This window comes from Muricoccus radiodurans, from assembly GCF_050154705.1.
In the GTDB taxonomy this organism is placed as follows: Bacteria; Pseudomonadota; Alphaproteobacteria; order Acetobacterales; family Acetobacteraceae; genus Roseomonas; species Roseomonas radiodurans.
In genome coordinates, this window is sequence record NZ_CP189561.1 from 1,895,000 (window position 1) to 1,907,765 (window position 12,766).

10 protein-coding genes are annotated in these 12,766 nt (G+C 70.8%); 6 read left to right on the forward strand and 4 right to left on the reverse strand.

What is annotated here, in order from left to right; all coding sequences use genetic code 11:
• Positions 1 to 15: 15 nt before the first annotated feature.
• Both ACP6CK_RS09425 and ACP6CK_RS09430 read left to right on the forward strand, forming a co-directional pair.
• On the forward strand, positions 16 to 1,455 hold the full coding sequence (locus ACP6CK_RS09425; protein WP_426958629.1) for a DUF1800 domain-containing protein: 1,440 nt from the start codon (positions 16 to 18) through the stop codon (positions 1,453 to 1,455).
• Positions 1,452 to 2,696: a DUF1501 domain-containing protein gene (locus ACP6CK_RS09430; protein ID WP_426958630.1), complete on the forward strand. Its 1,245-nt coding sequence runs from the start codon at positions 1,452 to 1,454 to the stop codon at positions 2,694 to 2,696. Before ACP6CK_RS09425 ends, ACP6CK_RS09430 begins: the two co-directional genes overlap by 4 nt.
• Positions 2,697 to 2,714: 18 nt before the next feature.
• Here the strand turns inward: ACP6CK_RS09430 and ACP6CK_RS09435 are convergent, their stop codons facing one another.
• From ACP6CK_RS09435 to ACP6CK_RS09450, 4 genes are all read right to left on the reverse strand, one after another.
• Positions 2,715 to 3,737, reverse strand: a complete 1,023-nt coding sequence (locus ACP6CK_RS09435; protein WP_426958631.1) for an NAD(P)-dependent oxidoreductase — start codon at positions 3,735 to 3,737, stop codon at positions 2,715 to 2,717.
• A 262-nt stretch (positions 3,738 to 3,999) separates the two neighbouring features.
• The gene (locus tag ACP6CK_RS09440) at positions 4,000 to 4,794 is read right to left on the reverse strand and encodes a class II aldolase/adducin family protein (protein WP_426958632.1); all 795 of its coding nucleotides are present in this window, start codon (positions 4,792 to 4,794) and stop codon (positions 4,000 to 4,002) included.
• Between the two features lie 22 nt (positions 4,795 to 4,816).
• Entirely contained in the window at positions 4,817 to 6,391 is a 1,575-nt protein-coding gene (locus tag ACP6CK_RS09445) for an ABC transporter substrate-binding protein (protein WP_426959899.1), read from the reverse strand.
• A gap of 2 nt (positions 6,392 to 6,393) precedes the next feature.
• On the reverse strand, positions 6,394 to 7,011 hold the full coding sequence (locus ACP6CK_RS09450; RefSeq protein WP_426958633.1) for an HD domain-containing protein: 618 nt from the start codon (positions 7,009 to 7,011) through the stop codon (positions 6,394 to 6,396).
• A 435-nt stretch (positions 7,012 to 7,446) separates the two neighbouring features.
• On the opposite strand from ACP6CK_RS09450, the gene ACP6CK_RS09455 reads away from it, so the two are divergent.
• Genes ACP6CK_RS09455 through ACP6CK_RS09470 form a run of 4 tightly spaced genes read left to right on the forward strand, consistent with a single transcriptional unit; the run spans position 7,447 to position 12,761 of the window.
• Complete coding sequence (locus ACP6CK_RS09455) at positions 7,447 to 8,772, forward strand: aspartate aminotransferase family protein (protein WP_426958634.1); 1,326 nt, start codon at positions 7,447 to 7,449, stop codon at positions 8,770 to 8,772.
• A gap of 47 nt (positions 8,773 to 8,819) precedes the next feature.
• Complete coding sequence (locus tag ACP6CK_RS09460; RefSeq protein WP_426958635.1) at positions 8,820 to 10,409, forward strand: ABC transporter substrate-binding protein; 1,590 nt, start codon at positions 8,820 to 8,822, stop codon at positions 10,407 to 10,409.
• A 19-nt stretch (positions 10,410 to 10,428) separates the two neighbouring features.
• Positions 10,429 to 11,469: a phosphotriesterase family protein gene (locus tag ACP6CK_RS09465; protein ID WP_426958636.1), complete on the forward strand. Its 1,041-nt coding sequence runs from the start codon at positions 10,429 to 10,431 to the stop codon at positions 11,467 to 11,469.
• 11 nt (positions 11,470 to 11,480) lie between these two features.
• The gene (locus tag ACP6CK_RS09470) at positions 11,481 to 12,761 is read left to right on the forward strand and encodes a hydantoinase/carbamoylase family amidase (RefSeq protein ID WP_426958637.1); all 1,281 of its coding nucleotides are present in this window, start codon (positions 11,481 to 11,483) and stop codon (positions 12,759 to 12,761) included.
• Positions 12,762 to 12,766 lie beyond the last annotated feature (5 nt).

Below are 12,766 nucleotides of genomic sequence, written 5' to 3' on the forward strand. Positions count from 1 at the left end.
CAGGAGGCTGAACCCATGACGGCAGGCATCGCCCTGCGCCGCTTCGGCCTCTGCGGCGGTCCGCAGGACGCGGCGCGGCTCGGCAACGACCCCCGCGGCGCGCTGCTGGCGGAGGTGGCGGAGATCGCCCGCGGCCCCCTCCCCGCTCCGCCCGATCTCCTGACCTCCCAATCCGCGAACGACCTCTTCGCCGCCCGGCGGGACGAGGCGCGGGAGCGCCGCGCCGAGCGCGCGGCCCGCCCGCGCACCGACCCGACCGGCGCGATGGAGGACCGTCCCTCCCCTGCCCGGCCCGGCGAGGCCGGGATGGTGGAGGGCATGACGCCGGCGGCGCGGCCGCCCCGCAGCGGGCTCGCCTCCATCGGCGACGTGCAGCGGCAGGAGCTCGCCCATCTGGTGGGCCAAGCCATCGTCACGCGCCGCCCGCTCGAGGAGAGGCTGGCGCTGTTCTGGACGAACCACTTCACCATCTCCGCGGCCCGCCAGCAGGTGGCGCTGCATCTCGGTCCCTTTGAGCGGGACGCGCTCCGTCCCCGCATGCTCGGCCGCTTCGATGAGTTGCTGCGCGCCGCCGTGCTGCATCCGGCCATGCTGCGCTACCTCGACAACACGGATTCCACTGGTCCGAACTCGCCGCGCGGGCGGGGACGGGGCTCGGTGAACGAGAACCTCGCGCGGGAGGTGCTGGAGCTGCACAGCCTGGGTGTGGATGGCGGCTATACCCAGGCCGACGTCACCGCCTTCGCCGGCGCGCTGTCCGGCTGGACAGCGGGCGTCTGGCAGGGGCGCGGACCGGCCACCGGCACGCTGTTCGACGCGCAGCGGCACGAGCCGGGGCCGAAGACGGTGCTCGGCCGGACGTATCCGGATGCGGGGGAGGATCAGGCGATCGCGGTGTTGCGGGACATCGCGGCCCATCCCTCCACGGCGCGCCACATCACGCGGCGGCTGGCCACCCATTTCCTGGGCGATGGCGTGCCGGCCGCCGTCCCCGCACGGCTTGCGGCGGTATGGCGCGACACCGGCGGCGACCTGCGGGCGGTGACGGAAGCGCTGCTGCGCCTGCCGGAATCCTGGTCGCTCCCCCTGGTAAAGCTGCGCTCGCCGCTGGAATTCGCCCTGGCCGCCAGCCGCGTGACCGGGGTGGCGCCACCTGTCGCACCGCTGCTGCGCGACCTCGGCGCCATGGGCCAGCCGGTCTTCCGCGCGAACTCGCCGAAGGGCTGGCCGGACGAGGACGATGCCTGGATCGCGCCGGACGGGATCAAGACGCGGCTGGATTGGTCGATGAACGTCGCGGCCCGGCTGGCCGCGCAGGCGGACCCGCGCCACCTTGCGGAACAGGCCTTCGGGCCCTCCCTCAGCGCGCCGACCCGCCAGGCGATCGATCGCGCGGAATCGCCGCGCCAGGGCCTCGCCATCCTGCTCATGTCGCCGGAGATGCAACGCCGATGAGCTCCGTCATCCGCCCCGCATCGCGGCTCGGCCTCGGCCGCCGTGGGCTGCTCCGGGCAGGGCTACCGCTCTTTGCCTGGGCCTATGCGCCCCACGCGGCCAGCGCCGCCGGCCAGCGCGGGGAGGACCAGCGCCTGCTGGTCGTCATCCTGCGCGGCGGCATGGATGGACTGGCGGCCGTCCCGGCGGTCGGCGATCCCGCCTTCGCGGGCCTGCGCGGCGTCACGGCGCAGCAGCAGCGCGACCTGCGGGAGGGCACTCTTCCGCTGGGGGACATCTACGCCCTCAACGCCCATCTCTCCCGCCTGCACGGGCTGTTCCAGCAACGGGAGGCGCTGATCCTGCACGCGGTCGCCACGCCCTCGCGGGACCGGTCGCACTTCGCGGCGCAGGACGTGCTGGAGAGCGGCCTGCCCTCGGCGGTGAGCAACGCGCCCTCCGGCTGGCTGAACCGCGCGCTGGAGGCAATGCCGCGCGGCCCGCGCGTGGCGCCCGCCTCGGGCGGCCTTGCCGTCGCGCCGACGATGCCGCTCATCATGCGCGGTCGGGCGCCCGTGGGCACCTGGCAGCCCCAGGCCTTCCAGGCGGCCGACCTCGACACGATCCAGCGCGTGCAGGCGCTCTATGCCGGATCGGACCGGGCGATGGCGGAGGCGCTGCAGCGCGGGGCCGCGATGGACGACGTGCTCGGCACGGCGGGCCAGCGGCAGCGCACGCCCGGCGGCGCCGTGCTGGGCGAGACGGTGAACGCCGTGGTCCGCCTGATGGCCCGCCCCGACGGCCCGCGCATCGCCACGATGAACATCGACGGCTGGGACACGCATGTGGACCAGGGCTTCGACCGCGGCCGCGTCGGGACGCAGATGGTGGCGCTGGACTACGTGATCGGCGCGCTGAAGGACGGGCTCGCCCCCGTCTGGTCCAGCACGGTCGTCGCCATCGTGACGGAGTTCGGCCGCACCGTCCGGATCAACGGATCGGCCGGTACGGACCACGGCACCGGGACCATCGCCCTGCTGGTCGGGGGGGCGGTGAATGGCGGGCGCGTCCTGGCCAACTGGCCCGGCCTCGCGCCCGGGCAGTTGTTCGAGGGCCGGGACCTCGCCCCGACCACGGATCTGCGGGCGGTCTTCAAGGGCATCCTGGCCGAGCATGTTGGCGTACCCGCGCGCGCTCTGGACGGCATGGTATTTCCGGACAGCGCGGCCGCGCGGCCCCTGATGGGGCTTGTGCGGACCTGACCCCGGCGGGGCGCCGGGTCAGCCCTTCAGCACGGCCGTCCGGCGGAACCTGAAGGCCGGCGCCGCCTCCGGGTTCAGCAGGCGGGGCGGCAGGTCCGTCACCGCGGCCGCGAAGGCTTCCGCGGCCATGCTCGCGACCCGCGCCCGGCTCTCGGTCGTCACGCCGGCGGTGTGCGGGCTGCCCAGCACCGCCGGGTGGGAGAGCAGCGGGTGTTCGCGGGGCGGCGGCTCGTCAACCCACACGTCCAGGCCGGCGCCGGCGAGATGCCCTGAATTGAGTGCATCGAGCAGCGCCGGCTCGTCCACGATCCCGCCGCGCGCCGTGGAGACGAGGATCGCGCCCGAACGCATGGCGCCGAGCGCCTCCGGCCCGATCATGCCGCGCGTATCGGGCGCGAGCGGGCAGTGAAGGGAGACGATGTCGCTCGCCGCGAGCAGTTCGGGCAGCGTCACCTTCTCCGCCCCGCGGGCCGCGCAGGCTGCTGCATCCAGCGCCGGGTCCACCGCGAGGACGCGGCAGCCGAAGACGTGCAGCAGCGTCGCCATCCGCGTGCCGACATGGCCCAGCCCGACCAGCCCGACGGTGCGCCCGACGAGCTCCCGCCCCAGGAAGGCGTCTCGCGGGCCGACGGCCCCGGCGCGCATCGCCGCCCAGGCCTCCGGCACGCGCTTCAGCAGCAGGAGAATTAGGCCGAGCGCGTGCTCCGCGACACCCTCGGCATTGCCGCCGGCCTGGTTCACGGCAAGGACGCCCGCGGCGGTGCAGGCCGCCACGTCGATCGTGTCGTAGCCCGCGCCGTAGCTCGCCACCATCAGCAACCCTGGCAGGCGCGCGAGCAGGGCGGGCGAGACGTGGAGCGCCGTCGGCAGTTCCTGGCGAGAGGCCATGACGTAGTAGCCGTGGCAACTCGCCAGGGCGGCGATCACCTCTTCCGGCTCGCCGGGTGGGATGCGGACCACCTCCAACGTGGGGTGCGACGCGGCGGTGGTGAGGAAGGCCTCGTTCATTGGCCGGTCCAGGTAGGCAACGCGGAACCGCATGCGCTCTCCCCATCTCGGGCCGTCATCGCTCCGGCCCCCTTTTCCCAACGGTCACAGCCTTACCCGCATGGGATGCGGCGCGTCCGCTTCCGCACTGCCGGCCGGGCGTAGTCCGGGACGGGCGGCGCTATCGCGCTCGCCGCCCTGCCGGAGAACGCGTGAGATGTTACGCGAGGTCAAGCCCCGGCTGCCCAGAGTGAAGGGGAGCCGAAGCAAGGCTGATACCGCGGGGACTAGACCCGTACGGCGGCGACCTCCGAGATCAATCGCGGTAGGACGGGTCGGTGTCGTCCATCAGCTTGCGCAGGGACGGCCACGCCTTGTTGGCGCGGTCGAGCGAGAAGTCCTTCTGCCCGACGAGCGCGCCGAACCAGGAGGCTGCCTTCTCCGAGATCGGGTTCAGCGCAGCACCACCTGACAGCGCGGCGATCTGGGCTGCGCAGGCGCGCTCCAGCGTGTGCATGAGCCAGAAGGCCTCTCCCACCGTGCGTCCGGCAGTGAGCAGGCCGTGATTCCGCATGATCAGCGCCCAGCGGTCGCCAAGATCGGCGGCCAGCTTCGCCCGGCCGTCCACGCCGGACTCCATGTGCTCGATGTCGTGGTAGCCGAGGTTGCCGTGGAAGAAACATGCGTGCTGGCTGGCCGGCAGCAGCCCCTGCGCCTGCATGGACACGGCCATGCCCGCCACGGTGTGGGTGTGCATGACGCAGACCGCGTCCGGCCGCGCCATGTGGATGGCCGAGTGGATGACGAAGCCCGCCGGGTTCACGCCGTAAGCGGAGGCCATGACCGGCTTCCCCTGCCAGTCGATCTTCACGAGGGAGGAGGCCGTGACCTGTTCAAACAGCATGCCGTGCGGGTTGATGAGGAAGTGCTGGTTGTCGCTGCCGGGCACCGCGAGGGAGGTGTGGGTGCCCGTCAGGTCCGCCCAGCCATAGCGGTGGATCAGGCGGTAGCAGGCCGCGAGGTCCAGCCGGGCCTCCCATTCCTCCGGGGAGACCTTGTCCCGGACCGAGGGGATCTTGAGGGGCATCACGTTCATCGTTTCCGGGGCCATACGGACTCTCCTCCTCGGGGGCTCAGGCGCGCCGGACGTTCCAGGGATAGCAGTTCGTGCTGGGGATGATGTCGCGCAGCGTGTTGCGGTAGGCCGTCATCGGGAAGAACTGGCCGAGGGGGACCATCGGCACGCCCTCGAAGGCCTCCTTCTGGATCGCGTCGAAGATCGCCTGCTGCTCGGCATCGGTGGTGGCACCAGCCCAGGCATCGGTCAGCCGCTCGATCTCGGCGTTCTCGTACCAGCCGAACCAGCCGCTCTGCCCCTGGCCGCGCATGTAGAAGTTCAGCGGCGGGTTCACCATGGTCACGCTGGTGGACCAGGTGTGGAAGATGCTCCAGCCGCCCTGGTCGGCCGGCGCCTTGGAGGTGCGGCGCTGCACCACCGTGCCCCAGTCCATCGTCTGCAGGTCCACGTTCATGCCGATCCGCTTCAACAGGTCCGCGGTGATCTCACCGAGCGGGCCGATGGAGGGGAAGTCGCCGGGGTTGATGATGACCACCTTTTCCCCGGCATAGCCGGCGGCGCGGACGGCGGCGCGGGACTGCTCGATCGAGGTGCGGTTCATCACGCCCGCGCCGGCTTCCTGCACGAAGGGGATGCCGCAGGGAAACATCGCGGCGCAGGTCCGCCAGCCCCGCGGGTCGCTCCCGTTGATCGCCGGCAGGTAGTCCGTCTGCGAGACGGCAGAGAGCACGGCGCGGCGCAGCGCCGGGTTGTCGAAGGGCTTGTTCAGGTGGTTGAAGCGCATCAGCGCGAAGTAGCCGAACCGGTCGCCTGCCCTGACCGTCATGTCGCGCTGCCGCGACAGGCTGGGAACGAGGTCTGGGAGGACCATCTCCCACCAGTCCACCTCGTTGTTCTGGAGCGCGGCGGCGGCGGTGGCCGCGTCCGGCATGACCGTCCACTGCACGCGGTCGAAATATGCGCGCTTGCCGCCGGAGGTGTAGTCCGCGGGCTCGTCGCGCGGGATGTAATCGGCGAAGCGGGCGTAGACGACCCGGCTGCCGGAGACGAACTCGTCCCGCACGAAGCGGAAGGGACCGGAGCCGATCATCTCCGACACCTGCGTGTTCGGATCGGTGCGGGCCAGGCGCTCGGGATAGATGAAGGCAGAGGAGCTGGGCTTCGCGATCGCGTCCAGCAGCGGCGCGAAAGGCCGCTTCAGGCGGATGCGGAGGGTCCGGTCGTCCGCCGACTCCCATGCATCGACCGCGCGGGCGAGCACCTGGCCGAAGCTGTCGCGCCGGCTCCAGCGCATGAGGCTGGCGACGCAGTCCTGGGCGCGGACCGGCTCCCCGTCATGAAACTTCAGGCCGGGTCGGAGCCGGATGAGCCAGGTGCGGCCGTCATCCTCCACCGTGTGGCCTTCGGCCATCTGGGGCCGGGGGCGGAGCTGCTCGTCCACGCCGTAGAGCGTATCGAAGACGTGGTAGCCGTGGCCCTGCGTGACGGAGGCGGTCGTCCACATCGGGTCCAGCGCCGTGAGATTGGCCTGCGGCACGAGGCGGAGCACCCGTGCGTTCGGCGACTGCGCGATGGAAGGCGCGGGCAGGAGCGCGGCCGAACCGGCCGCAAGGAGCGTGCGTCGGCGCATGGTCATGCCCCCTCCCCTGCCTCGGCGGCCTCGGGCAGGCGGGCGTAGGGATGCTGCTCGTACATCCGGTGGATGCCACGGGCGAAGAGGCGGCGGACCATCGGCTCGAACACCTCGAGCGGGTGGTTCTCGTAGTTTCCGTCGAAGCAGCTCTGGTCGAAGCGCTCGCAGAAATCGAGCGTCCGCTCGAAGGCCGGGTGGCCCTGGTACTTCAGGCAGGCTTCCCGGTTGTAGCGGGAGTGGTCCCGAAAATGCAGCTGGAAGACGGGGTGGTTGGACACCATCCAGTAGTTGTCGGGTCTGACGAAGCTCTTCACCATCTCGCCGGCGATGTCGCCGTGGTTGAACGGATCCAGGAACTCCCCGACATCGTGCAGCAGGGCGCAGACGATGTACTCCTCGTCCATGCCGGCTTGCATCGCCTTCGTGGCGGCCTGAAGGCTGTGGGTGTAGCAGTTCACGCCCCAGCCGCTGGTCGGGCAGTGCTCCTGGCTACGGAGCAGCGCGAGCACGTGGGAGCCTGCTTCGCGCAGGTCCCGTTCGCGGCTGAGCCGGAAGACCTCTTCCCACTCCGTGGCGCTCGTGTCGCGGAAGGTCGTGGCTGCGATGAAGCCGGTCATGAACCCTCGGTCTCCGAAGAGGGCGGCGAGGCCGGTCCGGTGGTCCCGAGCGCGCCGCGTTGCGGATGTCACGCGTACCGGTGAGGTCGTTGGCTCAGTGGATCGTATCGGGCCTCACAAGGCAAGCGGGCCGCAAGAAGGGGGCCACGGGTCCACAACAATTCGCACCATCGGGTGTCGTATGCGCTCAACACCTGCCGGCGGATCGCTGACCCGAATTCGGGCAAGTGCCGGAAATGACGGCATATCGGTTTTAGTGTTTCTGTGATCACACTTCTGGACAAGCGGCGGGCCCTTGTGGCTTGCTTCCGGACGGGTCGAACGGATCCGGGCGAAGGCGCCCCGGGGAAGCGCGACACACAGGCCTGAAGGGATGGGCTGCATGGCTGTCGCACCCGCACCGGTTCGACAGGACACCAGCCCCGGAGAACGCCCATGAGCACTGCTACCGTCCTTCGGAACAGCGACCTGACCTCGACCTTGCAGGAGGCGCGAGAGAACTACATCGCCACCCATCCCAAGAGCCGGGCCCTGCACGAGGCGGCCCGGAAGGTCATGCCGGGCGGCAACACCCGGTCGGTCCTGTATTACGGTCCCTTCCCCATCGCGATGGAACGCGGCGAGGACTGCCGCCTCTGGGACGTGGACGGGCGCCACTACCTCGACCTCTGCGGCGAGTACACGGCCGGGCTCTTCGGACATTCGGAGCCGCGCATCCATGCCGCCGTGCACGCCGCGATGGCGCGCGGCCTGAACCTCGCGGCCGTGGGTGCGGCGGAGGGGGAACTGGCCGGCCTCGTCTGCGAACGCTTCCCTTCCATCGACCTCGTGCGCTTCACCAACAGCGGCACGGAGGGCAACCTGATGGCGCTGACCGTGGCGCGGGCCTTCACGGGGCGCGACACGATCCTCGCCTTCCGCGGTGGCTACCACGGGGGCGTGCTGCTCTTCTCGCTGAACGGCCCGGCGCCGGTGACGGTGCCCTTCCCCTTCGTCATGGCGGACTACAACGACCCGGAGGGCGCGGTCGCGGTGATCCGCGAGCATGCGGACCGGCTGGCCGCCGTCATCGTCGAGCCGATGCTCGGCAGCGGCGGCTGCATCCCGGCCCGCCCGGACTTCCTTGCCGCCCTGCGGGAGGCGACGCAGGAGGTGGGCGCGCTGCTCATCTTCGACGAGGTGATGACCTCCCGCATGAGCGGCGGCGGGATGCAGAAGCGGCTGGGCATCACGCCCGACCTGACCACGCTCGGCAAGTACGTCGCGGGCGGGATGAGCTTCGGCGCCTTCGGCGGCCGGGCGGACGTGATGTCGCTCTTCGACGGCAAGCTGCCGCATGCCGGCACGTTCAACAACAACGTGCTCTCCATGGCGGCGGGGCGCGTCGCGATGGGCGCGATCTTCACGCCCGACGTGGCGGAGGAGCTGTTCCAGCGCGGCGAGGCGATGCGGGCCGCGCTGAACGCGACCCTCGCGCGCGCGGATACGGCGATGCATTTCAGCGGGATCGGCTCCATGGCCACGGTGCAGTTCCGACCGGCGCCGATCGAGCGTCCCTTCGTCCACACGGAACGGGAGGAGGCGCTGCGCGAGCTCTTCTTCCTCGATATGGCGGCGGCCGGCATCTATCTCGCGCGGCGCGGCATGGTCGCGCTCAGCCTGCCCGTGGCGCAGTCCGACCTCGACCGCTTCGTGGCGGCGGTGGGCGACTTCGCGCAGGCCCGGAGCAGCTTGCTGCCCCGCGCCGGCGAGATGCCCTGAATCCTCGGGCCAGCACTTCCAGACCACCGCTTCCGGCAGGAGATCCGATGTACCGCCGCCGCTTCATCGCCACCTCGGCCGGGCTGGCCGCCGTGGCCGGGGCCGTGCCCGCCCGCGCCCAGCGCCGCGATCCCCGCGTCCTGGTCTTCGTCCCACAGGCCAATCTGACCGCGCTGGACCCGATCTGGACCACCGCCTCCATCAGCCAAACCCATGGGTACACGGTGTTCGACACGCTGTTCGGCGTGGACGATGCCGGCCGGGTGCAGCCGCAGATGGCGGAAGGGCACAGCGTGTCCGACGATGGGCGCACCTGGACCATCCGCCTGCGGGACGGCCTGCGCTGGCATGACGGGGAGCGGGTGCTGGCCCGCGACTGCGCCGCGAGCCTGGAGCGCTGGGCGAAGCGCGACGTCTTCGGCGGCTCCCTGCTGCCGCTGGTGGAGAGCTGGGGCGCGCCGGATGATCGGACGATCCGGATCGCGCTGCGCTCCCCCTTTCCGCTGCTGCCGAACGCCATGGCGAAGACCGCGGCGGTCTCGGCTTTCATGATGCCGGAACGGCTGGCCCGCACCGATCCCTTCCGGCAGGTGACGGAGATGGTGGGCTCCGGCCCCTACCGGTTCGTCGCGGACGAGTACAATTCCGGCTCCCGCGTCGTGTACCGGAAGTTCGAGGGCTATGTGCCGCGCCAGGAGCCGGCGCAGAACACCGCCGGCGGCAAGGTCGCTCATTTCGAGCGGATCGAGTGGCTGGTCATGCCGGACAGCGCGACGGCCGCCGCGGCGCTGCGTGCCGGCGAGGTGGACTGGTGGGACCAGGTGAACCCCGACCTCACGCCGCTGCTGCGGCGCACACGCGGCGTCACCGTTGGCGTGAACGACCCGAGCGGCTACATCGGCTCGCTCCGATTCAACACGCTGCACCCTCCCTTCAACAATGTCGGCGTCCGGCGCGCGATCCTCTACGCGGCGAACCAGGATGACTACCTCCGCGCCATCACCGGGAACGATCCGGAGATCTTCTCCGAGTGCCACTCCATGTGGCCCTGCGGCACGGCCTATGGGCAGGAGACGCGGCCGGCCGACCTGCGCGGCCCGCCTGACCTGAACCGCGCCAAGGCCATGCTGCGCGACGCCGGCTATCGCGGCGAGAAGGTGGTCATCATCAATCCCAGCGACCTGCCGAGCATCGGTCCCTTCGGGCTGGTCACGGCCGACCTGCTCCGCAAGCTCGAGATGAACGTGGAGTTGGTGGAGACGGATTGGGGCTCCGTGATCCAGCGCCGGGCCAGCCGCGAGCCGGTGGAGCGCGGCGGCTGGAGCATCTTCCACACCTGGTGGCCCAGCCCGAGCATCCTGAACCCGGCCATCAGCCCGATCCTGCGCGGCCAGGGCGCGAATGGCTGGTTCGGCTGGTATTCCAACCCGCGGGTGGAGACGCTGGCGGCCGAGTGGCTGACCGCCCAGGACGAGGCGAGCCAGGCGCGGCTGGCAGAGGAGATCCAGCAGGAGAGCTACCGGGAGGTCCCGGTGGTGCCGCTCGGTCGCTACTTCATCCGGACCGCTTGGCGAACCGGACTGACCGGCTTCCTGAAGACCGCTTCGAGCTATCCCTGGAACGTGCGCTGGGCCTGAGCCCCGAGGAGACGACGCGATGCGCCTGACGCGAGACGAGATGCGGGGCAAGGCCCAGACCGTGCTGGGCCTCATCGACCCGGCCGAGCTGGGCCCGACGCTGATGCACGAGCACCTGCTGTGGGACATCACCCCGCCGGCGCTGCGCGATCCCGGATTGCGGGGCGGCCCGAAGCCGGAACAGTGGTGGGACCTGCTGAACGCCCATGTGTCCGACCCGCGCAACACCTGCCAGCGGGACCGCGCGATGGCCACCCGCGCCACTGCCGAGATCGTGGAGGCCGGCGGCAAGAGCGTCGTCGAGCTGACGATCGGCGGGCTGGTGCCCGACCCGGAGGGGCTGGCCGAGGTCGCCCGCGCGACCGGCGCCCATATCGTCATGGGCTGCGGCCACTACGTCCATGACTACCAGGACCCGGCCAACCATGACCGCACGGTGGACAGCTTTGCGAAGGAGATGATCGACCAAGTGCAGCAGGGCGCCTGGGGCACCGGGGTCCGCGCCGGCATCGTGGGCGAGATCGGGTGCCAGTGGCCCTGGACCGACCTGGAGAAGCGCGTCCTGGCCGGCGCCGTGATCGCGCAGCAGGAGACGGGCGCGTCCCTGACCATCCACCCCGCGCGTCACCAGGACCATCCCTGGATGCTGGTGGAGTTCCTGCGCGAGCACGGTGCGAACATGCAGCGCACGATCATCGACCACATCGACCGCACGATCTTCGACGATGACCGGCTGTTCCGCCTGGCCGATGCCGGCGTGATCCTGGAATGGGACCTATTCGGGCAGGAATCCACCTACTACGCCCATTCCGACATCGACATGCCGAATGACGGCGCCCGCCTGCGCGCCATCCGCCGCGTCATCGACCGCGGGCACCTCGATCAGGTCGTGATCAGCCACGACATCTGCCACACCATCCAATTCTCCGAGTTCGGGGGGCATGGCTACGCGCATATCCAGAAGAAGGTGCTGCCGCACGCCCGCAAGCGTGGCTACACGGAGGCGGAGCTCGACGCGATCATGGTCGGCAATCCGCGCCGGCTGCTGACCTTTATCTGAGCGGCGCGCCGATGGACGCCTTCGCCACGCTCCGGCCGCATCTCGACCGCTGCGGGGCGGACGCCTGGGCGCTGGTGGCGTCCATCGGCAACCGCACCGCCGCGCCGCCGCCCGGGATCACCCGCCCGACCTACAGCGCGGCGGAGGAACTGGCGGCGGAGGCCGTCATCGCCTTCGCGCGGGAGCGGCGCTTGGTGGTGAATCCGGACGCCTTCGGCAATCTCCACGTCACCCGTCCGGGAGATCCGGCCGGGCGGGCGGTGGCCTCTGGCTCGCACCTGGACTCCGTGCCCAATGGCGGGAACTACGATGGCCTCGCCGGCGCGGTGGCGGCCGTCACCGTGCTCGCGGCGGCGGAGGCTGCTGGGCTGCGGCTTCGGCGCCCCCTGCTGGCGATCGCGATGCGTGGCGAGGAAAGTCCGTGGTTCGGCACCGCCTATATCGGGAGCCGGCTGATGCTCGGGCATTCCACCCTGCCCGAGATCGGCGATCTTCGTCGGGCCGACAGTGGCCGCGGTCTGGCGGACCATCTTCGCGCGCTGGGCTATCCCGGGGCCCCGGGGGCCGTGCTCGATCCCGCCGACCTGGACTGCTTCCTGGAATTGCACATCGAGCAAGGGCCGCTTCTGGAAGCGGCGGATGCTCCCCTGGGCATCGCCTCGGCCATCCGCGGAAACGTCCGCTTCCCCTCTGCACGTTGCCGCGGGGTCTATGGCCACTCCGCCGCGCTGCCTCGCTCTCATCGTCAGGACGCGGTTCTTGCCGTCGCGGAACTCGCGCTCGCACTGGACACGTACTGGGCGGGGCTGATCGGGCGGGGGGACGACAGCTTCGTCGCGACGGTCGGGAAGTTCTTCACCGACCCGTCCCAGCACGCCATGACGAAGGTGGCGGGCGAGGTTGGATTCAGCCTGAACGTCGGCAGCACCACCCCCGACGTCCTCGCCGCGGCAAGGGCCTTCATCCTGGACGAGGTCGCGCGGATCTCCGCGAAGCGGGGCGTGGTCTTCGACCTCGGGCCCGAGGTCGGCACGGCGCCGGTGGCGCTCAGCGCCCGGCTGATCGGGATGGCGGAGGACAGCGCGAGCGCCCTAGGCATCCCGGCCCTTCGCATGCCCACGGTGGGACATGATGCCGCGATGTTCGCGCTGAAGGGCGTGGAGGCGTCTGTGCTGCTGATGCGTAACCAGAACGGCAGCCACAATCCCGACGAGAGCATGACAGAGGAGGACTTCCTGTCCGGCGTCCGTGTGCTCGCCCGAACGATGCTGCTGGCCGCCGACGCCGGATAGGGCCG